This is a genomic window from Alkalispirochaeta americana (assembly GCF_900156105.1).
Classification (GTDB): domain Bacteria; phylum Spirochaetota; class Spirochaetia; order DSM-27196; family Alkalispirochaetaceae; genus Alkalispirochaeta; species Alkalispirochaeta americana.
In genome coordinates this window covers 58,149-79,552 of sequence record NZ_FTMS01000012.1, presented here as the reverse complement: position 1 = coordinate 79,552, position 21,404 = coordinate 58,149, and the positions used below count along the sequence as shown (strand labels likewise).

At 60.7% G+C, this 21,404-nt stretch carries 18 protein-coding genes and 1 tRNA gene; 4 read left to right on the top strand and 15 right to left on the bottom strand.

The features are described from left to right. Positions 1–132 precede the first annotated feature (132 nt). Positions 133–205: transfer RNA gene (locus BW950_RS10015), tRNA-Pro, on the bottom strand. Between the two features lie 168 nt (positions 206–373). Here BW950_RS10015 and BW950_RS10010 point away from each other — a divergent pair. Then, positions 374–1,909 (top strand): peptidylprolyl isomerase, encoded by a 1,536-nt coding sequence (locus BW950_RS10010; protein ID WP_076489163.1) that lies wholly within the window; start codon positions 374–376, stop codon positions 1,907–1,909. Further along, positions 1,896–3,530 (top strand): 6-hydroxymethylpterin diphosphokinase MptE-like protein, encoded by a 1,635-nt coding sequence (locus BW950_RS10005; protein WP_076489162.1) that lies wholly within the window; start codon positions 1,896–1,898, stop codon positions 3,528–3,530. Before BW950_RS10010 ends, BW950_RS10005 begins: the two co-directional genes overlap by 14 nt. A gap of 20 nt (positions 3,531–3,550) precedes the next feature. Here BW950_RS10005 and BW950_RS10000 read toward each other — a convergent pair whose 3' ends face one another. The 3 genes from BW950_RS10000 to BW950_RS09990 are packed head-to-tail and all read right to left on the bottom strand — an operon-like array spanning position 3,551 to position 5,993. Continuing rightward, entirely contained in the window at positions 3,551–4,498 is a 948-nt protein-coding gene (locus BW950_RS10000; protein ID WP_076489161.1) for a 1-phosphofructokinase family hexose kinase, read from the bottom strand. Further along, entirely contained in the window at positions 4,495–5,664 is a 1,170-nt protein-coding gene (locus tag BW950_RS09995; RefSeq protein WP_076489160.1) for an iron-containing alcohol dehydrogenase, read from the bottom strand. Before BW950_RS09995 ends, BW950_RS10000 begins: the two co-directional genes overlap by 4 nt. Then, entirely contained in the window at positions 5,661–5,993 is a 333-nt protein-coding gene (locus BW950_RS09990) for a YhbY family RNA-binding protein (protein WP_076489159.1), read from the bottom strand. The genes BW950_RS09995 and BW950_RS09990 overlap by 4 nt, the downstream gene beginning before the upstream one ends. Positions 5,994–6,102: 109 nt before the next feature. On the opposite strand from BW950_RS09990, the gene BW950_RS09985 reads away from it, so the two are divergent. Continuing rightward, positions 6,103–6,930, top strand: a complete 828-nt coding sequence (locus BW950_RS09985; RefSeq protein ID WP_143559199.1) for a hypothetical protein — start codon at positions 6,103–6,105, stop codon at positions 6,928–6,930. 30 nt (positions 6,931–6,960) lie between these two features. Here BW950_RS09985 and BW950_RS09980 read toward each other — a convergent pair whose 3' ends face one another. The 10 genes from BW950_RS09980 to BW950_RS09935 all read right to left on the bottom strand — a co-directional run bounded on the left by BW950_RS09980 (position 6,961) and on the right by BW950_RS09935 (position 18,050). Further along, on the bottom strand, positions 6,961–8,595 hold the full coding sequence (locus BW950_RS09980; protein ID WP_076489157.1) for a DUF2779 domain-containing protein: 1,635 nt from the start codon (positions 8,593–8,595) through the stop codon (positions 6,961–6,963). Next, positions 8,592–9,821: an acetate/propionate family kinase gene (locus BW950_RS09975; RefSeq protein ID WP_076489156.1), complete on the bottom strand. Its 1,230-nt coding sequence runs from the start codon at positions 9,819–9,821 to the stop codon at positions 8,592–8,594. The genes BW950_RS09980 and BW950_RS09975 overlap by 4 nt, the downstream gene beginning before the upstream one ends. After that, positions 9,808–10,644 (bottom strand): tetratricopeptide repeat protein, encoded by an 837-nt coding sequence (locus tag BW950_RS09970; protein ID WP_143559198.1) that lies wholly within the window; start codon positions 10,642–10,644, stop codon positions 9,808–9,810. Before BW950_RS09970 ends, BW950_RS09975 begins: the two co-directional genes overlap by 14 nt. Positions 10,645–10,748: 104 nt before the next feature. Further along, positions 10,749–11,570, bottom strand: a complete 822-nt coding sequence (locus tag BW950_RS09965) for an ABC transporter permease (protein ID WP_076489154.1) — start codon at positions 11,568–11,570, stop codon at positions 10,749–10,751. Continuing rightward, positions 11,548–13,104, bottom strand: coding sequence for an ABC transporter substrate-binding protein (locus BW950_RS09960; RefSeq protein ID WP_076489153.1), 1,557 nt, complete (start codon positions 13,102–13,104; stop codon positions 11,548–11,550). Before BW950_RS09960 ends, BW950_RS09965 begins: the two co-directional genes overlap by 23 nt. After that, complete coding sequence (locus tag BW950_RS09955) at positions 13,089–13,787, bottom strand: ABC transporter ATP-binding protein (RefSeq protein ID WP_159438777.1); 699 nt, start codon at positions 13,785–13,787, stop codon at positions 13,089–13,091. The genes BW950_RS09960 and BW950_RS09955 overlap by 16 nt, the downstream gene beginning before the upstream one ends. Next, complete coding sequence (locus BW950_RS09950; RefSeq protein ID WP_076489152.1) at positions 13,784–14,722, bottom strand: oligopeptide/dipeptide ABC transporter ATP-binding protein; 939 nt, start codon at positions 14,720–14,722, stop codon at positions 13,784–13,786. Before BW950_RS09950 ends, BW950_RS09955 begins: the two co-directional genes overlap by 4 nt. Continuing rightward, positions 14,722–15,648: an ABC transporter permease gene (locus BW950_RS09945; protein ID WP_076489151.1), complete on the bottom strand. Its 927-nt coding sequence runs from the start codon at positions 15,646–15,648 to the stop codon at positions 14,722–14,724. Before BW950_RS09945 ends, BW950_RS09950 begins: the two co-directional genes overlap by 1 nt. A gap of 8 nt (positions 15,649–15,656) precedes the next feature. Further along, positions 15,657–16,064 (bottom strand): response regulator, encoded by a 408-nt coding sequence (locus BW950_RS09940; RefSeq protein WP_076489150.1) that lies wholly within the window; start codon positions 16,062–16,064, stop codon positions 15,657–15,659. A gap of 483 nt (positions 16,065–16,547) precedes the next feature. Beyond that, complete coding sequence (locus tag BW950_RS09935) at positions 16,548–18,050, bottom strand: sigma-54-dependent transcriptional regulator (protein ID WP_076489149.1); 1,503 nt, start codon at positions 18,048–18,050, stop codon at positions 16,548–16,550. Positions 18,051–18,100: 50 nt separating this feature from the next. On the opposite strand from BW950_RS09935, the gene BW950_RS09930 reads away from it, so the two are divergent. After that, positions 18,101–19,456: a deoxyribodipyrimidine photo-lyase gene (locus tag BW950_RS09930; protein ID WP_076489148.1), complete on the top strand. Its 1,356-nt coding sequence runs from the start codon at positions 18,101–18,103 to the stop codon at positions 19,454–19,456. Here the strand turns inward: BW950_RS09930 and BW950_RS09925 are convergent. After that, a complete protein-coding gene (locus BW950_RS09925; RefSeq protein ID WP_076489147.1) occupies positions 19,425–21,380 on the bottom strand; it encodes an amylosucrase in 1,956 nt (651 codons plus the stop codon). The two genes, BW950_RS09930 and BW950_RS09925, sit on opposite strands and share 32 nt — an antisense overlap. Positions 21,381–21,404 lie beyond the last annotated feature (24 nt).

Genomic DNA, 21,404 nt, shown 5'->3' with positions numbered 1-21,404 from the left:
GACACCCCGCGGAAAAGATCGCTTCTCCCCCAACGTCCGGCAGGGACTTCTTGGTCTTGGAGAAGATGATCAGGGGAACCTGCAGGAAACAAGGCCACTCCGCGACCAGAGGTGTGTGACTAGGGGGATAAGTCGGGCTGAGAGGATTTGAACCTCCGACCTCACCGTCCCGAACGGCGCGCGCTAGCCCCTGCGCTACAGCCCGATAATACAGAAAGGGAATCTATCAAAAGGCAGGGCGTCTGGTCAAGCCCCGGACAGATCACCCCGGAGATCCATCCCTTGGGGCAATCGGGGGTTCGTTGACAGCCGGAAGGTCACATGCTACCGTTGCACCTCACATCACGCTCTCTGGAGAGGAAGATTCAAGCTCATGGGAGATTCCAAAGAGACCGGTAGCATCCGGTCAGACAGTCGCACAAAAAGTGCCAACAACAAACCCGCCCACCGGTCCACCCGAAATACCCTGCTCTATATCGGCAGTGTGGTCATTCTGATTCTGGTGGTGGTAACCTTTGTAGGTGTACCCGCTGTGGGTGGCTTCGGACAACCCTCAGGAAGGATCATCTTTGGTCGTTACAACGGCGAAGAGATCGCCTACCGCCCGGGCAACTATTTTGCCCGCCAGTACGAAACGATAGCCCAATCCTTGCGCGACACCCACGGCGAGCTGGATCTGGAACTGCAGCTCCGCATCGCCTGGCGGCAAGCCTTCAACAGGGCAATCATGCGCACCGCCCTTCTCCAGCAGGGAGACCGCTCGGATCTTCGCGTCAGCGAAGCCCGGGTGGATGAGCTGATCGCTCAGGACCCCCGATTCATGCAGAACGGACGGTTTAACAGCGCCGCCTACCGCGCCCTGGGAAACCAGGAGCAGTTCGCCCTGCGTACCCTTCACCAGGAATCGGAGCGCTTCGATCTCATTGCCGAAGATCTTCTGGGAGGAAGCCGGGCAAGCTCCCGGGAAGCTTCCTTTATCGCGTCCATGGCGGGACCGGAACGGTCTTTCCATATCGTGCGCTTTCCCTTCTCAGGTTTTCCCGATCAGCAGATCGCTGAATACGCAAAAACAAACCGGGACCTCTTTAGCGAGCTAAACCTCTCGGTGATAACCCTGGCCACCCGCGAGGAGGGGCAGCAAATTCTCACCCGGGCCCGCCAGGGGACAACCCCCTTCGAAGAGCTGGCCCGAACCTACTCGCGGGATCTCTTTGCTGATCAAAACGGAGAGATCGGGCGAATCTGGGGATACGAAGTTCAGCAGGAACTGCTGAATCCCCAGGATCTGACGGCGATCACCACCATGGACGAAGGGGATCTCTCTGATCTGGTTGAGACAACCTCGGGCTGGTCCTTCTACCGTGCTGACGAGGCCCCTGCACAGTTCAGCACCGATGACACCCGCCTGCTTCAGGAAGCCCGGGATTACATGCAGATGTTCGAACAGGGGAAAATCCAGGACTTCGTCCGCGACGAGGCGGAGGCCTTTGCCGTGGCATCCCGCGAGGGCCTGCTGGAGGGCGTTGCCCGGGAATGGGGGAAAGAGATCCACGAAACCCCCTTCCTGCCTATCAACTACGGGAATCTTCAGCTCTTCACCCCCTGGAACGTTCCGGACGTTCCCGATCTTGCCGAAGCAGCCTCCCGCGAGGATTTGCTGATCACAGCCTTCTCCCTGGAAGAGGGGGCAGTCAGCGAGCCGGTGATGTTACGGCGATCAGCCATCGTCTTGAGCCTCCGCGAGGAACGCCAGGTGGATCCCGAGGATGTTTCCTTTCTCGCCGATGCCTATGACATGATTCTCCGCCAGTTCTTGATGGATGATGTTTCATCCAGCTACGTGAAGGAGGAGCTCCTGGACGATTTTTTCCAGGAGGCCTTCAACCGTTACGTTCTTGGCAACACCTGACAACGAGAAAAGACTTCGTCTTGATCCCACCCCTTCGGGGGTGGCTATCTCGCTGGGAGGACGTCGCCTGAGCGGTCGCGACGGTACGGCGTCCTTCCTCCGGCGCTTCCCGACCCCTCTTCCCGAACAGACACTCCTTGTTGTTTTCTCTCCGCTTCTGGGAGAAGGAATGACGGAGTTATTGGGCGACCTCCCCTCCACTACAGCCCTGCTCCTGGTGGATTTTGAGGAGGACCTCTTCCACCTTGGCAGCCATCCCCTGAGCAAATTCCCTCCTCTCCCGTGCCATCGGTGCCTGAGAGCCTCCTCCCGGGATGAAGCGATACGGGGAGCACGTCGCCTTGTGGAAGAGAGGGGGTTGCGCAGGGTCACGGCTGTCCATGCCACGGGAGGAGCCAGACTTCATGCAAGCGCCTACGCTCGCCTGGAAGAGAATCTGCGCGAAATAGTCCAGCGCTTTTGGTCAAACCGGGGGACCCAGATCCGGCTGGGACGCCGCTGGGTTTCGAATCTTTTGGCCAACGCCTGCCTGGAACAGACGCCCCTGCAGAAGGTGGCCCAAAGCTGCTCTTTCTCCCGGGCGGTCCTCCTTGGGGCCGGTTGCGATCTGGACAACCACCTGGAAACAGCCCGATCTCTTCAGGGTCGTGGCGTCCCCCTGATTGCCCTGGACACAGCATTGCCCGCCCTGGCCGAGGCAGGGCTGGAACCGGAGGTGATCGTCGCCATGGACAGCCAGCTGGCCAACGCCAAGGATCTTCTCCCCTGGCGCTGGGACCGGACGACCCTGATTGCCGACCTCACGGTTCACCCCACTATCCCCCGCCGGTTCCTTCCGGAGCAGCGCAGCTTTTTCGTCAGCCGCTTTGGGAAGGTCTCATTCTTTTCCCCGGACCCTGCCTCGCAGGTGCTCGCAGGGATTCCTGTGGTATCGCCCCGTGGTTCCGTGGCACCGGCAGCGCTGGATATCCTCGTGCGGCTCCTGGGAGTCAGAACGGTGCTCACTATCGGAATCGATTTTCACTACCGCCTGCCCCGGACCCATGCACACCTCACCGCCGGGGACCGGCGCATGCGAAGCGAGATGACCCGCCTCCTGCGGCGCGACGGGAACCACGAGTATCTTCTGCGGCCCCGACGGGATGTGCTTCTGCGAACAGGCCAACCGGCCCGGGGAGATGCAATTCTGGCAGACCAGGCCCTCCAAATGCACCACACCACGACAGAGCTGCAGCGATTCCTGCCGGATCTGCGCGTTTTTTGCCTGAACGGCGAAGGGCTTGAGACGGGGGCAACGCTGATACCGACCGGAGACCTTCTCTCCCGCTTCCAGGAATCACCCCCTGCCCCTGCCATGGAGCAGGCAGGAAGTGAAACCGGAGGCCCTTCCGGGCAGGCTCTGCGCCGGGAGGCCCTGGAGAGCCTTCTCGCCCGTCTCCGCCTCCAGGAAGAACATCCGGGATTCATCGATTCAGGACTGGATTTTGTCCTCCTCGATCTGCCCCAATGGCCTCTTCTGACAACCCGAACCGAGTGGGCTCTGCTTCAACGGGAGAGGATTCTTCGCTCCACCCGGGACTATCGGCGGCGGCTGGAACGAATACTCTCTGCTTTTTCCTGAAACCACAGTCTCTCTCGGAATCAGCGGTCGCGGGAGCTCTCGCGGATACTCCCGGGCTTGAGAAGCACGGCGTTCATGGCAGCGGCGGCGTGACCGGCCTCGACAGCCGGGGCAAGGTCTCCGTCCCGAGCAAAGGAAACCGAGAAACCGGCAGTAAAGGCATCGCCGCAGCCGATGGTATTTACCGGCTCCAGCGGAATCGTCGGAGCTTCCTGGAATACCCCCTGGTTGTCCAGAAAGAGCGCAGGGTTCCTGCCTCTGGTAAGCACCACCCGGACCCCCGACTCGGCCAGCTCCTGCATGACCCCCCGGGCCAGATCGAGGGTCTTGGCGTCACCGGTATGTTCGCCAATTCTGGCAGCCTCACCGGAGAAGAAAGTGGCGGCGAACTCCTGCAGATTGGGCTTGATCACCTGGGGCCGCTGATCAGGCTCGTTGGCCAAAGCCCGTTTCAGCGGTTCGCCACGAAAATCAGCGATCACCAGAGACCCGGCGCGACGGGCTTCGGCGATCATCCGGGCAAAGAGATCATCCCCGTAGCCCGGTGCGGTGGAACCGGAGATGACTACCACCTCCACCCCCGGGAGAAGCTCCCGGTACCGTGCAAAAACCCGGCCTTCCACGTCGGCCTCTACCGGCCGGGTCGGTTCAATAAGCTCCGTGGTACTGCCTGTGGCTCTCTCCAGAAGGGTCGTGCAGGTCCTCAAGGGGCTTTCGCAGGAGATGATTTCCAGAGAGAGATCATCCTCCCGGCAGAGGGCCTCGAAGAGTTGGCGATCCCTGCCCCCGGCGTGAGTCAGATGCACCACGTCCTCCCCCAGCTGGCGAAGAACCCGGGTAACGTTCACACCCTTCCCCGAGGCATCGAGCCGTTCCTCCCTGGCCCGGTTGACCTCGCCAACACCAAGGGTGTCAAAGACCAGGGTTTTCTGCAGGGTCGGGTTGAGACAGACCGTGAGAAACGTCATAGCACCTCGCCAAGCAACGCCGTCAGCGCGGCCTTGTCCAGCGTGAGGGGATGGTTTTTCAGTCCCGTCCCCGCCACAACCAGGTCCAGATCCTCCCGGGTAAAGCCGTAATCACCGAGCCGGCCCAGAGGGGCTGCCCAGGTTTGCACCGTTTCTGCCAGAACTTCGCCACAGGGCGAGAGTCCCAGAGCCCGGGCAGCTCGACCATACCGGGCAACGGTATCACCATCAGCCTCCCGAAGGGTGCGGCGGCTGACAGGTCCCAGCAGGATGCCGCAGACCGCCCCGTGAGGAATATTCCGCATCGCCCCCAGGGGAGAAGCAAAGCCGTGAACCAGCCCCAGTCCGACTGCTGCCAGACAGACCCCGCTGAGGTAGGCCGCCAGGGCCATCTTCTCCCGCAGGACAGGCGTATCCTCACCCTGAAGCAAGGCGGGGAAGGCCTCGCCTGCGCAGGTCAGCCCCTGAAGAGCCAGGGCATCGGTGAGAGGGTTTGCCCGGGTTGAGAGATAGGCCTCCAGAAGCTGGGTAATTGCATCGAGCCCGCCCGCACGGGTGATCTCAAGGGGGCACCCTTTGTGGAGATCCCCATCGATCACCGCCAAAAGGGGGATAAAATTATCGTGGCGCAGGGATTTCTTGAATCCCCCGGGGCCAATGGTGCTGAGCACAGCGTTCGCTGTGGCCTCGCTGCCTGTTCCGGCCGTGGAAGGAAAGGCAATCAGGGGAAGGGTTGCCCCCGAAGGTTCCCGATCACCAACTCCTTCCAGATAGGCCGTGATGTCGAAACTGTGGGGATCGGCCTCCCCGGCCGCCATGGCGCATCCGGCAGCCAGGGCCTTGGCTGCATCGAGAACGCTGCCCCCGCCAACAGCCACGACCACATCGCAATCGGGCAGCTCGGTCCGCACCCGGTCCACCATACTGTTCACCAGGGCGGGACCAGGCTCACCCTGCACCGACTGATCATACCAGCGCCACTGTTCCGCCCCGAGGCGTTTCAGGAGGCTATCCCACTGGGGTCGTCCTCGAAGCGAGCCCCCGGCGGTAATGATCGCCGGCCGGGAGAACCCCTGGTTCCGCAGAATCTCGGGAAGCCGGAGAAAGCCCCCCTGCTCTACAAGAAGCGCAGGCTGGCGAGGGCAGGCAAAAGAGGGACTCGTCACAGGGGGCCTCCCCGGGGACGTTCCGGCAGATGGAGTTTTCGCTGTTCCGGATCCCGGGAAGGCCGATAGAGTATGGCCACATGGCCCACCACCGCCACCAGGGTGGCCTGAAGTTCCCGGGCTAGAGCCTGGGCGATCTCCCGGCGATCGTCCTTGTGATCGGAAAAACGAACCTTAATCAGTTCGTGATTGTCCAGCTCCTGATCCACGTGGCGATGCACGCTCTCGGAAGGCCCCTGCTTCCCCACCGTCGCCACGGCGTTCAGCCGGTGGGCCTGGCGCAGGAGAAAGGCCCGCTGATATCCTGCTAGTTCTCGGCTATCTTCCATAGTCTCAGTCTACACCGGGAGCTCTTCCCGGGTCCACGAGGTTGCCCCGAAAGACAATCACCTTTATCATAGCTTCGTGACCGGAAAGATCGTGTCACCAGGAGATTCTGTGAAGATGTCCGTGAAGAACCACCTTGCCTGTACCGCATATTCTCTTGTGGCCCTGCTTTTTGTAGCGGGACACGCCCCCGCCGCAGCAGAAACCTCTGGAGCTCCCCTCGTACGGGACGATTTTTCAGCGGTTCACAACTGGCATCCCGGGGCGGGGGAGTGGACTGTTCGCGAGGGACGCCTGATTCAGGAGGATCCCCGGGACCCTCTGGCCAGGGCCGATCGACGGGTTCCTCAGGACGAGCCCTACGAGTTGGAGTTTTCCATCCGCTACGTTTCGGGAGGGCTCGGCGAGCAGCCTCTTGAGGAGGCTCCTGAACTCCACGCCGGTTTTGGAATTCACCTGGGCGTGGATGCTCCTGCCAGGGGCCGGCGCGCCTGGGGAAGCGGCGAGAGCTATCTGCTCTGGATGAACCTGGACACGCGGGAGCAAACCCGCCTGACCAGACCGGAACACTACGGGTTGCGGGCCCAGCTCTACCAGAGCACCACCAACAGCGTTATGGACCTGGCCCGGGATCCCCTCCTGGCGAGAAACCCCGAGCTGAGCAACTTCCTGGTTGATGATTTTGTCAGCCTTGATATCGTGGAAGCCCTGAAACCCTGGGGGGTCAACCTCACCATGGAAGATCTGGCGATCCTCCTGGAGGAAGACCTGCGCATTAATATCCAGGTCGACCCCCGAAGCGGGTCCATCGGAATCCTGGACCCCACCGCTCCTGTACGCTTCTATTTGCAGGCAAACCCGGAAATCCTGCGGGGAACCTACGTTTCCCTCAGAACCAACAAGATGGCCGCCAGCATCCCCTACTTCCAGGTTCGCTAAAAGGAGCGCTCTCAAGCCCGTGGGGGGCGCTCAGGACGAGGACTCCTCCAGCAGATTTCCCAGGGCCCCCACCAGATCCACCATGGCTCGGGTATCCACAGCACAATAGGCGCAGACATCCTCCAGGGAGGCAAAATAGGATTCCCTGCCGGGAGACTCCCCGGAGAGCTCCTCTTCCAGGAAGAGGCTCGCTCCCTCGGCGGCACAGGCTCCAAGGGAACGAACCGCTTCCTTCGCTCTTCCTGCAGCCCGGTCTGCCCAGCGGGTGCAACAGAGGTTTGCCTGAAGCCCGTCGCGAACGCGCAGATCCTCATAACTGCCTTCGGTAAAGAGGGGCAGGACCCGTTTCAGGGAAACCTTGCCGCACTGCTGCGGATGGTACACCAGGAAATCAGCGAAGGGCTCAAGCAAATCAACCATACGGGTCACCAGAGCGCGTCCCCGCTCGGGCTCTCCTGCCACGGCGGCCAGCTGCCGTACCATGGCCGATTCGAAGGGTTTGCTGAAGACCACCAGGCTTCCCTGGTCTCCGACCTCCCGGGAGAGCCATCGAAAGAACTCCTCTCGCCGGTCTTCCCCGGGAGGACACGCAAACCAGCCGGGCTGGACACTCTTTCCCGGCTCGTCCTGGCGCTGCAACGAGGCGATCACCGGAGTATGTTCGTAGGGAGCAAGCCCCGCAAAGGGAGGAATCGATTGCGAGTAGGCTTCGAAATCGAGAAAGAAGAGGGGCCACTGAAGGCGTTCAAGGAAGGCGGCCAACCCCTGATGGTCGATAAAGAGGCGCTCCGAGAGAACGGAGCTGATCTGACGACGCTGACGATCGGTGAGCGCTTTCTCCCGGGACTGATCGATCTCCCGGATATCGCAGATTCCCCGGGCCTGCAACTCCCGTCCCAGATGGCGCCCCTTGTGGAGCGTCAGCACACTGTATCGCGCCTCTGCCACTTGCGGGGGAGGAGCTTCACAGAGAAGGCACCCCTGGCGGCAACGGTAGTCTTCGGGCAGGCCTCGCTCCTCCCGGGCGGCGTGGTCCTGGAGTTCCTGGCGCTCCCGGGAGACCCGTTTCAGAGCTTTCCCGGCACGACCTGTGAGCGTGCTCTCCCGAAAGAGTTCTCGCCACTCGTCGCGGGACCAGGACTGATCAGGGCGAATGTTCTTGCCCAGATAGCGCAGATGTATTCCCGCCAGGGGAAAACCCTGGCCATGCCAGGCCTCAAAAAGCAGGGTTGCCTCATCTTCGTAGATTCCCCGCAACCCCGTGGCCGGGCGAAAAAAGGAAAGCTCCCACCCCCCTCCCCGGCTGTGAAAATAGCCCCAGTCCACCACCAGGGCCAGACCTCCGAAAATAACCAGCCCGTTTATGAAGGCCTCTCCCCGAGCCACAGCGGCGGCAGTCTCCTCTGCCCAGAGGGACATCTCCGCCGGAACGCTTTCGGCCCGCAGCACCCAGGCCGCGGGGGGAACCTGCCGTTCCCGGGCCTGCCGGGGGAGCAGATCACAAGCATCCTGTGCAAAGAGAGCTTGCCCCGTGGCAACGGCCCGAGCCGTCTCCCGCAGGTTTACTTCGCTCGTCATATCCCGGGGAAGAGGTCCTTCCCCCGCCTCCCACTGCCGCCGGCAACGAACCCACTGGTGAAAATCTGTTGCGGTAAGAAGGCTCATGTAGCGGAGACATTCCCCAGATCGTAGGTATCGATGGCGATTTGCAGCTCCTCGTTGGTGGGCTCCACAATGATCGTGGTGGGAGAATAATCCTTGGAGATGATTCCCTCGCGGTTTCCGTTCTCCAGGTTTTTCCGGTAGTCCATGACAATCCCCAGATTCTCCAGACGGTGGCAGATCCGCTCCCGCATTCGCGTACCGAACTGTCCGATCCCGCCGGTGAAGACCAGGATATCAACCTTCACGATATTCGCCGCGTAGGCACCGATAAACTTTCGCACCCGGTAGGCGTAGGCATCGAGAGCCTCGATCGCGTTGCGATCCCCCCGTTCTACTGCTTCTTCCAGATCCCGAAGGTCGTTGGAGATTCCCGAAAGCCCCAAAAGGCCGCTTTTCTTGTTGAGAAGCGTTTTCAGCTCTTCTGCAGAGTAGCCCCGTTCGAGAAGATAGAAAATAATCGAGGGGTCCAGATCGCCACTGCGGGTTCCCATGAGGAGACCCTCCAGGGGCGTGAATCCCATGGAGGTGTCCACGGAGCGGCCGTTCTGGATCGCCGTGATGGAGGCTCCGTTGCCCAGATGACAGGATATGACGTTGGTGTTTTCCACAGCCCGTTTGGCAAAACGCACAGCCTGGGCAGACACGTAGCGGTGCGATGTTCCATGAAATCCGTAGCGGCGAATCCGGAACTTTTCGTAGAGCTCCCGGGGAAGCCCATAGAGAAACGCTGCGGGGCTGAGAGTCTGGTGAAAGGCGGTATCGAAGACAGCCACCTGGAGACGCCCCGGGAGGAGCCGCATTGATTCCTGGATTCCCGTGAGGTTGGCCGGGTTATGCAGCGGCGCCAGCTCGATATTTTCCTCGATGGCTGCCAGAACTTCATCATCGATCACCACGGAGGACGAATATTTTTCCCCTCCGTGGACCACCCGATGCCCCACTCCCCAGACCTCGTCAAGAGTGGTGAGAATGCCATTCTGGCTATCGGTGAGCGCCTCGGTCATGAGGGTCAGCGCTGCCCCGTGGGACTCCAAAGGCTGACGGAGGTCAACCGTCCCGTTCCAGCCTGATTGCTTGAGAAAGCTGTCATCGGAACCGATCCGTTCCACTGTGCCCTTCCCCAAGCTGGTGCGGGAGGGCATATCGTAGACCTCGTACTTGAGAGAGGAGCTTCCGCTGTTGATGACCAAAACGTTCTTGCCGTCAAGATATTTACGAATCGCCATGGTCTTCCTCTCTTTCTTCCTGCCGGGGTTTCTCCTGCCGGGCTTCTTCGGCGGCGGCCACGGCGCTCACCCCCAGATTGTACAAGACGTCGCTGTTCTCCCCATCCTGCTGGTGGAGCAACAGAAACTCCTCGAAGGCCTGGCGAAACTCTCCGACCTGGTACAAGGCGTTTCCCAGATTGAATCGGGCCTTGGTGAATGAATCGTCAATTTCCAGAACAAGCCGGTATCGCCCGATCGCCTCTTCAAAATCGCCCTGGTCGTAGAAGATCGTTCCCAGGTGAAAGAGGGGGTCCGGATAATCGGGCGTGTACTCGTGGGCGAGCTCAAAACTGCGGATCGCCTCCTGGATGTCCTCAAGCCGAACCAGGACCACCCCCCGGTTGTTCAGGATCGCTGAATCCTCGGGGGCTTTTTCCCAGGCCCGATCGTAGTCGCGAAGAGCCCGGTGGAGATGCCCTGTTTTGGTGAAGGCGATTCCCCGATTATAGAAGAGGCGGGACGAGAGGGCTCCCAGCTCTTCGGCCTCGGAGAAAACTTCGATCGCCTCCTGGTAGCGTCCCAGATCCATGAGCAGGGTGCCCCGATTGTAGGCGATATCCCCCTCTTCGGGGGCCAGGTTCTGGAGTTCTTCATAGAGGCGAAGCGCCTCCTGGGGATTCCCCTGCCCGTAGGCTCGACGGGCTTCATCCTGAAGGGCCTCGTACCGGGCCTGCTCTTCCGGGGAAACGACGGGTCTTTGCTCCGCTGACGCAGCCTGCAGAATGACTCCGCAGAGAAACATCCCCAGGCAAAGGTTCTTCCAGTAGCGATAGGACTTCATGCAAGCAAGTGTAGCCCATGAATCAGGGGAGGTAAAGCGATGGAAACCGGGTTTGATCCTCGATCGATCCACCCGGAGCAAACAGGGACCCACCCTGCCGGTTGCTACTCCTGGAGGTGGAAGAACTCGGCTCCGTAATCAGAGAGGAACTGAAAACAAAACGCCAGGAGCGCAGCGGCAGCCCCGGGAATAATCGACAAATACGGTGCATCCAGAAGATATCGCCGGGCGTCGTTCAACATGAGGCCCCAGCTGGGATTCGGCGGCTGTGCGCCTAATCCGAGGAAGGAGAGAGCTGCTTCGGTCCCGATCGCCAGAGCGGCGAGACTGGCACTCTGAACCAGCACCTGGGGAACCACGTTGGGCAAAAGGTGCAGGATACCCCGCAGGACCCGACCCGTCCCGAGCATCTGCGAAACTTGATAAAACTCCTGTTGCATCACCCGCCGCGCCTCAACCCGGGAAACCCGGTACAGCACGGGGGCAAAGACGATTCCCAGGGTAACCGTGACCTGGTAGATCCCCGGAGAGAAGATGATAGCCACGGTAATGGCCAGAAGAATGGTGGGAAAGGCCAGGATCGCATCGTTGAGAACTTGCAAAAGCCGGTCAAGACTTCCCTTGCGGTCCATGGCCGAGACGATCCCCAGAAAGGTTCCAAGCACGGCGGCGAGCCCCGCCGACCCCAGGGAAACCAGGAAGGAACTTCGCCCTCCGTGGAGCACCCTGCTGAGCACATCCCTCCCCAAATGATCCGTCCCCAGAAGGTGCCCCGGACTCAGGGGCGGCAAGAACATCCGGGCCAGATCCTGATTCAGGGGGTCCCCCGCCAGGGGGACCGCTGCAAGGCTTGCAAGCCCTGCCAGGATCAGAAGCCCCAGGGCCGCCACCGCCCCGAGACGGTCAGTCCGCAGAGAATCGGACACGACGCAAATCCGGTGTATCCAGCTGGCTGTCCATAAAGAAGCCCTCCAGCGCAGCATTCAGCCCCACATAGCGGTAGGGGCTCCCCACAAAGACGAAGGGCAGCTCCCGGGCCATGCGGTGCAACGCCTCTCCGTAGAGTTCACGGCGCCTCTCCGGATCGAGGGCCCGCCGAGCCTCCTCGATTGCTGCTGCCGTTTCCTCATCTTCCCAGCCCACGTAGGTCTTTTCCGTACCATACCGGGCCAGCCGGCCGTGGGGATCCAGTTTGCCCGTGTGGCCAATCACGGTCAGATCGAACTGCCCGCCCCGATAGACATCACTCAGCCAGGTTGACCAGTCTACCAGCTGGGTTCTCACGGGAAATCCCGCCTGGCGAAGCATCTCGTGATAGAGTTCTCCGGCCCGCACATGGGGTTCGAAGTTCTGGGGTAAAACGATCACCAGATCCCGATCGAAGGAGGTCCTGTCTGCTACCTCTCTGGCAAAATCCGGATCATGGCAATACAGGTCGGTAAAGTCGGCGTAGTAGGGGTTGGAAACATCCATGAAGGTTCCCACCACTTGCCCCCCGGCATAGGCGATATCCAGAGCGGCCTGCTTGTCGATCGCCGCGTTGATTCCCTGTCGCACCTCCAGCTGATCAAGGGGAGCCCTTCTGGTGTTGATCGCCAGCACCATCACCAGGGCCGAGGTCGATTCGTAGAGCTTCACCGCATCGGTATTCCGCAAAAAGGAGAGCTCCGGTTCCACCACGATATCGGCAACATCAATGCGCCCCCGCGCCAGGGCCTGGGCCATCACCGCCTGCTCGGTGATAACACGGAACTGCACGTCCTTCAGGAAGGGGGCCTCCTCCATCCAGTAGGAATCGTTGCGGGAAAGGAGTATCTCGCTGTCCCGGAGCCAGCGCTCGAAACGGAACGGACCGGTTCCCACCGGTTCCGCTCCAAAATCATGGCCCTGGGTTATGCGATCTGCCGGGAGCATGGCAGCCCACCCCGAAGCGAGGGTTGCCAGAAGCGGCGCGTGGGGCTCTGCGAGAACCAGCTCCACCCGCCAGGGCCCGTGGGGGATTACCTGATCCACCACGGCAAACTCGTGGGAGCTGGGAGAGGCGAAATCAGGATCGCGAAGACGCTCAAGCGAGGCCTTCACGTCCCGGGAGGTGAACTCCTGTCCGTCATGGAAGACGACACCCTGACGCAACTCAAAGACCCACCGCAAGCCATCGCTGGAAACCTCCCAGGACGAGGCCAGGGCGGGAACGATTTCCCCCTCCTGATCTGGTTCAACCAGAGTGTCGTAGACGCTTCGCATCGTCTGGAAAGTGAGCGTTCCCGTGGTAGCGTGAGGATCAAGGGTGTCGGGATCCCCCGAGATTCCATAGACCAGCCTGGTTCCGGGAGCTGCGTCCTCTTCTGTCCGTCCGGCAGCACCGGCCCAGGCCGGCAGCATCAAGAGCCCCGTCAAAACAGCCAGAACCACCACCGCCAGGGGAGTCTTCCCCGTTTTGCCTGCTATTCTTCCCGCCATAGTTTTCCCTCCTGCAAGGAATAGATTTCTCCACACAAATGGCGCAGCACCGCCGGATCATGGGAGATCACAACCAGCGCGATCGGCCGTGCTTCCTGAAGCCGTTCTTCCCGAAGACGCTGGAGGAGATTAAGAATCCTGGCCTGAATACTCAGATCCAGAGCCGCCACGGGTTCGTCCAGAACGAGCACGGCCGGATTCATCAGCAGTGCCCTGGCAATGGCCGCCCGCTGCCGTTGCCCTCCCGAGAGGCGCCCTGGAGTCCGTTGCAGCAGAGACGGCTCCAGCCCCACCTGGGCGATTGCCCGGGAGAGAAGAACCTTTCTTTCCCGGCGGGAACCCAACCAGGAGAGCTGCCCCGACGCTGCCAGAGCCTCACCAAGGGATATCTCCAGGGACAACCTGGGGTTGAAAGCCTGCAGGGAATCCTGAAATACCATCTGCACCGCTGCGTCGGGAAGATCCCCTGCCAGCCACCGGGCCCCCGAAAAGGAACGGTCCAGGCCAGCCAGAACGCGGGCAAGGGTGGTCTTTCCCGTTCCCGATGTTCCCTGAATGCCCGTAACGGTGCCAGGCAGAATGGTACAATCCAGATCGTTCAGCACGGACCGGACCGTTCCCCGCCAGCGGTAGGACCGGGAGATCCCCCGCAGCTCCACCACCGGCGATCCCTGGCTGATCATGGCGTGGTTCCTCTCGCGGGGTAAAAACAGCGAAACCTGTGGGTTGATCCGCCCTGCCAGGGAGGCATCTCCTGCAGGCACAATTCGGCTGCACCAGGGCATCGTCCGGCAAAGGGACATCCTCGTTGGTGCTGAGACACCTCATCTTCGGCTTTGAAGGCATCGGGCGGAATTTCGGGAAGCTTCCCGCCCCGGGTGTGGATGCCCGGGTGACACCGCACAAGAAAATCGGTATAGCGATGGCGGCTCTCGCGCAAAACGACCTCGGCAGCCCCCTCTTCCACGGCGAGCCCCCGGTACATGACCACCACCCGATCGGCGTGACCCACCAAGCCGGGCAGATCGTGAGAAACGACCACGGCAGCCATGCATCGCTGGCGGCATATTTCGGCAATGAGATGGAGGATGCGGTCCCTCGTCGCCGGATCCAGGGCACTGGTGGCCTCGTCAGCGCACAGCACCTGAGGATCCACAGCCAGGGCAATTGCGATAGCGCTGCGTTGGGCCATTCCCCCCGACATTTCGAAGGGGAAAAGCTCACCCTCTTCCCGGGAAAGCCCTACACTTTCCAGGAGTGATTCCACCAAAGGAGCAATCTTCTCCCGGGGAACCTTGCGCACCACCCGAAGAACCTCGGCAATGGAACGAAACATCCGCCACCGGGGGTTGAAGTAACTGAAAGGGTCCTGAAAGACCATTCCGCACCGCGATGAAAGCGGAAGATCGCCGGGAGATGCGGTAATACCCAGGCCGCGGGGAGGAACACCGGCGAGGGCGCGAAGGGTCAGGGTTTTTCCGCTCCCGCTCTCGCCCACCAGGGCGAGAATTTCCCCAGGCAGTATCCTCAGGTCCAGAGGACCCACCAGAAGCCGGGGGTTTTTTTCCTGAAGGGTCTCCACCCGGAGATTTCTCACCTGAATTCCCGCCGTTTTCATTACCGGCCCTCCAGACGCAACCGGGGCCACAGAAGACCCACCAGAAAATCACCCAGGGCATTCAGCAGGGGAAAGGCAAGACCAAAGACAACAATGCTGCCCTGAATGACCGGCAGATCACGCTGGACAATCGCCGTCAGGGTAAGACGGCCCACCCCGGGAAGGCCGAAGACCTGCTCTACCACGATGGCTCCGGCCAGAAGATACCCGGCCTGAATCACCAGGACCGGCAGCAAGGGAATCATTGCAAGAGGCAAAAGGTGGACCAGGAAAATTCTTCGGGGCGAGATCCCCAGAGCCCGGGCAGCCGCAGCGTGGTTTCCCCGGAGGAGATCCTTCAGGCTGGCTCTGGCCGTTCGGGAGACCACGGCCGCGTTGGAGATCCCCAGAGAGAGAGCAGGCAGCACCAGCGATCCCGGCTCCCCGGCGCCAAAGAGAGGAAACCATCCCAGACGGAAGGCGAAGAGATAAATCAGGAGCAACGCCACCCAGAACTGCGGAAAGGCAAAGGCCAGATACTCAAGAATACGCACCAGGCGCTCTCCGATCCGGCTGGCAGAACCAACCAGGGCCATCGCCAGCCCCATAAAAACGCTGGACACCAACGCTGCTCCCGCAAGAGAGAGCGTTACCGGCAAGCGCTGGGCGATCAGTTCCTCCACAGGCCTGCCCTGGATCAGGGAATCGCCCAGGCGGCCTCGGAGAAGTCCGGAAATCCAGCGGAGGTAGCGCAGATAGACCGCCTCGTCGAGCCCCATGGAGCGACGCACCGTCGCGAGGGTTGCCTCGTCGGCGTCAAGGCCCGCCACCACCGCCGCGGGATCGCCAGGTATGACCTGGAGAAGAAAGAAGGAGGCTGTGGCAACCAGAAAAACCACGGCCAGAGCGTGGAAGAGAAGCGAAAGAATCCAGCGGAAAGAACCCAACGCGTCTGTCAGCCCAGGGCGAGAACGATCCGTTCCAGCACCTTCTTTCGATCCAGAGGCTTCACGATATAATTTTTTGCGCCAATCATGAGCGAGTTTTTGACGAGGTCATTTTTACCCAGAGCGCTGATCATGATGACCCTGGCGGCTTTGTCGAAGTCGATAATTTTTTGGAGCGCCGACACGCCGTCCAGCTTGGGCATGGTTATGTCCATCGTGACCAGATCGACGGCGGGGTACAGTTCCTTGTACTTTTCCACCGCCTCTTCGCCGTTCTCTGCCGTGGCGGCGATCTCGAAACCCGCCGACGTGAGAATCTGGGTGAGCTGCTTCGCTACAAAGATCGAGTCATCGACGACCAGGACACGGTACGGCGTACCATCAGGGCGCAACCCCTCAAGCGGCTTTTCATTCATACCCGGGCACCTCTGCTTTTCATCAGGCTACGCTCCTCCCTACCGTGACTTATACCCAAAAAACCATCCCTTTGCAACCAGATACAACGGAGGGATTCTCCAGGGAGTCAGAAACAATACAAACCAGCGGGGACTACGCCACGCCGAGCAACCTGCCTGAAAGGCAACCGCCTTTTTACATATTACATCACTTGTTACATCTTTACCTGTTTTTTTACCTGTCTTTTACCTGTTTTTTACATCTGCATTTTTTACTTTTTTACACACCCCCCCGCACCCTTGGGTTACCCGGGGGATCACAGTAAATACATAGCAAGATACATGCCAACAAATGGGAAAACGAGACAAAGAAACCCATCTTATTGTCCAGGAATAAATTAAAAGGCCAGAAAAATAAATTGATCACCCCGGGTCGTCGCGGAAGACCGAAAAACACCAGGGGTCCATGCAAAATGCATGGAAAGAATCATGCATTTTGCATAGCTATGCATTCTGACCGGGGGCATTTTTCCGCAACCACCGGCTCAAAGTGGACTGAGAGACACCCAGAAGCTGGGCAGCAGCAGTCTGGTTATTGTCGCAGCGTCGAAGCGCCTCGGTAATCAGGAAACGCTCGGCCTCTGCAAGCATCGGGAAAGAGCCACTCCAGGAGAGGCGCTCCCCCTGAAACCCCTCGGGAGAAACTTCACCGGCCGCGAGGGATCGACCGCCCCCGGGGGAGACCCCGGCCCCCTCGCGAACTCCCTGATCCTCCCCGAAATCTCCCCGGACAGATTCCCCCTGAGTCGTTCGAAAGTATTCCCGGATCACCGAAAGAGGCAATTCCCCACCCCGGGCACGACTCACGGCATCGGCCACGATCGCCTGAAGCTCCCGGATATTCCCGGGATAGCCAGCCCGGGCGAGCAACCGCAGGGCATCGTCAGAGACAGCGGGAGCAGGCTCTCCCAGCTCGGCTGCTGCTTCGGCCACAAAATGATCCACCAGCAAGGGTATGTCCTCACGTCGTTCCCGCAGTGCCGGAACCCGTATGCGATGGGACACCAAGCGATAATAGAGGTCTTTGCGAAACGTTCCCTGATGTTGCCGTTCCAGAAGATCGGCGTTGGTGGCTGCCACAATCCTGATTGAGGCCTGGCGGGGCTCGTCTGATCCCAGCGGATAGTACTCACCCTCCTGGATCAGGCGCAGGAGCTTTACCTGGCTCAGGGGCTCCAGATCACCGATCTCGTCAAGAAAGAGCGTCCCCCCCTGGGCCCGTTCGACCAAACCGCCCCGGGAGCGATCTGCACCTGTAAAGGCCCCCCGGAGATGCCCGAAGAGGGTATCCGAGAAAAGAACATCGTCCAGACCGGCCACGTTCACCGCCACAAAAGGCCCCTCCCGATCCCCCGCCTGGTGGATCGCTCGGGCCAGTAGTTCTTTTCCCGTTCCGCTCTCGCCGGTGATAAGCACCGCCTTGGGGCTGGGAGCGATTGCCTCAATATACTGAAAGATCGCCTGCATCCGGGGCGAGCGCGTGATGATCCCGGAAAATACTCCCGGTTCCCGGGGGCCGGCGACCTCTTCAGGGGGCTCCTCGCCAAAGAGGGTCAGCCGCTTCTCCAGCTCCCGAACCCGCAGAGCGTGATTCACCGCGCTGGCAAGGCGATGACGGTCCACCGGCTTTGTCATGAAATCGAAGGCTCCAATCTTCATGCACCGCACCGCCGCATCGATGGTGTCATCCGAGGTAAGAACGATCACCGGTATATCGGGGAAGTCCTGAACCATCTGTTGAAGCACCTCGAAACCCGACCGTTTCGGCATAAACAGGTCCAGAAGCATCACTGCCACGGAACGGGTCTTCACCATCTCCAGAGCCTCCAGCGATTCGCTGCAGAGCTCCACATTTCCAAAGCCGTTGGCCTGGAGAATTCTTTGAATAATCTGCAGCGCCACGGGATCATCATCGACAAGCAAAATGGCTGGACTGGTACTTTTCATAGGCTCCCCACGTCTATACTATCGGTTCTCCAAGGTAGTATCTTACCCCCATGAATCAGGAAGACCGAATCTCCTTTCTTTCGCCGCCCCGAGGGGCTGCCCCCCTCCCTCCAGGACCTGTGCGATACTGGATGCAGGCAGCAATCCGCACCCGATACAACCACGCCCTGGAATACGCAATACACCTGGCAAACCACCGAAAAGTTTCCCTGGAGGTGTTTTTCGTCCTTACCTGGAACTATCCCCAGGCCTCCCGGCGGCATTACCAGTTTCTTCTGGAGGGGCTTGCCGATGTACAAGCAAACCTTTCCAGCCGGGGAATCCCCTTTGTTCTGCACCAGGGGGACCCTCCCGGAGTGGCCCTGCGCCTGGCCGGAGAGAGTTCTTCCATCGTTACCGACCGGGGATACACCCGGATACAGCGCGGCTGGCGGGACGAACTGGCCCGGCAGGCCCCCTGCCCGGTTATTCAGGTTGACACCAACGTGGTTGTCCCGGTGGAGACAGCCAGCGTGAAAGAGGAGTACAGCGCCGCCACCTTCCGGCCGCGCATAACGCGGCAGAGAGACACCTTTCTTCAACCACTCTCTCCGGTTCCTTACTGGAACAGCCGGGGACCTCTGGCTCCTGCCGCAGCGCTACCCCCGGCAGATTCCGTTCCCGGCGAGCCCCTGGAAGAGGCGCTCCCCGGCGGCGAGGACGCAGCAGCCCGGGAACTTACCCGTTTCCTGGAAGAACGCCTTTCCCGCTACAGCGAACTCAGGAACGTTCCCGACCGGGACTGGACCTCCCGCATGAGCGCGTACCTTCACTTTGGCCAGATATCTCCCCTGGAGATCGCCTTGAGAGCGGTTGATTATCACGAAGCGGTCCTGGAACCGGGAGACGCCTCGGGAGTAGAGACCCTTCTGGAAGAACTTATTGTCCGCCGGGAGCTGGCGATAAACTACACCTTCTATAACCCCCACTACGACTCCTACCAGGGCCTTCCCCAATGGGCCCGCACCACCCTGGAAGAACACCGTGACGATCGGCGTCCCTGGACCTACTCGTACCGCCAGCTGGAAGCAGGCGAGACCCACGACCCCTACTGGAACGCGGCACAGCACCAGATGCTCCGTTCCGGCAGGATCCATGGGTATATGCGAATGTATTGGGGTAAAAAAATTCTCGAGTGGTCCCCCGATCCCGAAGAAGCCTTCTCCCGGGCAATTACCCTGAATGATACCTACCAGCTCGATGGCCGGGATCCCAACGGCTACGCCGGTGTGGCCTGGTGCTTCGGAAAACACGACCGCCCCTGGAAGGAGCGGCCCGTCTTCGGCAAAGTTCGTTACATGAACGACCGCGGTCTGGAGCGAAAGTTCAAGGAGATCAGCCGCTATACCCGGCGCTGGACCTCGTAAGCCAGCAGAAATCATAGGGTTCCAGGCGAAGGGGCACACCGAAAACCCGTCCCCGGTGGGCAATATCCACAGCCCCCGGGCCAAGACCTGCCGGCAGAAGCGTTTCCTCGCCTACCTGCTGGACGGCCCTGGAACAGTTCATCAGGACCAGCACGGTCTCTCCTCCAGAGCCGGTCCGGACATACGAAAGAACATGGGGATTCCCCTGGCGGATCACCTCGGGCACCGAGGCGCTTCGCAACGCCGCCGTGGAGCGCCTCACCGCCAGCAGACGCTGCAGTTCATGAAAAATCCTGTGCGCCACCGTTCCCTCTCGAAGCCGCCCGACCCGATCCTCCCGGTGTATCCAGGGGCGATGAACCCAGCGGTTATCCCCCGCCAGATGGGGCTCGTCAGCAAAGGAATAGTCGTTACAGAGGCCCAGCTCATCACCGGCGTAGACGATGGGCACCCCCCCCAGGGAAAAGATTACCCCGTGAAGCGCCACCTGAAGGGCCAGGGCTTCTTCAAGCAACGCCGGATCATCCAACTCCAGAGCGGCCTCGATTCCTGCAAGACTCGCCGTGGTACCACTGATCCGGGCATCGCCGTTGCGGGGATTATACATGAACCGCAACCCCCTGGCGGGAGAGCCGGGAAACTCGCCGGTGAAGTAGCGAACCATGAAATCCCGGTGAGCCCGGGGGTCCCAGCCCTGGTCCCGCAGATGGTGGTCGTCGTAGCCCAGGCCGATGTCGTCGTGGCAGCGCACGTAATTCAGCCAGGCCGTATCCCCGGGCGGGTGAGGGAGCTCCCGGAGCCCCCGCTGAAGCAGCGCGCTCCGACCCGTTGCGACGGCATCCCACAAAAGCACCATGAGTGAGGCGTTATAGGCCAGCTCGCACTCCCGGCCAGCCCACTCCTCCTCGCCAAAGTACCGGGCGATCTCCCGGGGCTGGACGATCGCCTCGGCGATAAAGACCAGGCCGGGAGCCGCGATGCGGGCGCAAACGTTCAGGAGTCTCAGCAACAGGTGTGCCTCGGGCAGGTTCTGGCAGGAGGTGCCCAGGCGCTTCCAGAGATACGGCACCGCATCGAGACGCAGGATATCCACCCCCTGGTTCGCCAGATCAAGGAGAATCCCCACCATCTCCCGGGTCACCCGGGGGTTGGCATAGTTCAGATCCCACTGGTACCGGTGAAAAACGGTCATGACCCAGCGGTTCATCTCGGGGATCCAGGTGAAGTTTCCCGGAGCGGTCTCGGGGAAGACCTCGGCCATGGTCTCGTCAAAGCGATCGGGGATCTCCCGATCGAGGTAGGTGAAATAATACCCCTGATAGCACCCCTCACCGGCCCGGGCCGCCTGCGCCCAGGGGTGTTCGTCGCTGGTGTGGTTCAGAACGTAATCCAGGGCGAGAACCATACCCCGCTGATGAAGCTCGCAGGAGAGCTTTCGCAGGTCCTCCATGGTGCCCAGGTCCTCCTGGACGCCACCATAATCGGAGACGGCATAGCCGCCATCGTTATGATCCCGGGGTGTTTTCAGAAGGGGCATGAGGTGAAGCATGTTCACTCCCAGATCCTGGAAATAATCGAGTTCTTCCGTAACTCCCGGTATGGTCCGGGCAAAGCGGTCCACGTAGAGTTGAATCCCTGCCAGATCACCCTGACGGTACCAGTCCGCCCGGGAAACCCGCTCCCGATCAATCTGGCGAAGCCGGGAATCCCGGTCCTGCCGCTTCTGCCACAGGAGCAGGCAGAACGATTCCACAAGCTCCCGGATACCACCGGAAGCACCATAAAGACGCGAGACAAGGCGATACAGGTCGGCGTAGTGCGAGGCCAGGCGCAGGGAAAACTCCCGATCCTCCTCAATCTGCGGATTTTTCTCGAGGAACCGGGAGAAATCGGCCTCGGCCCTCCGCGGAAAGGGTCTTCTCATGGCAGGAACACTCACTTTCTCTCA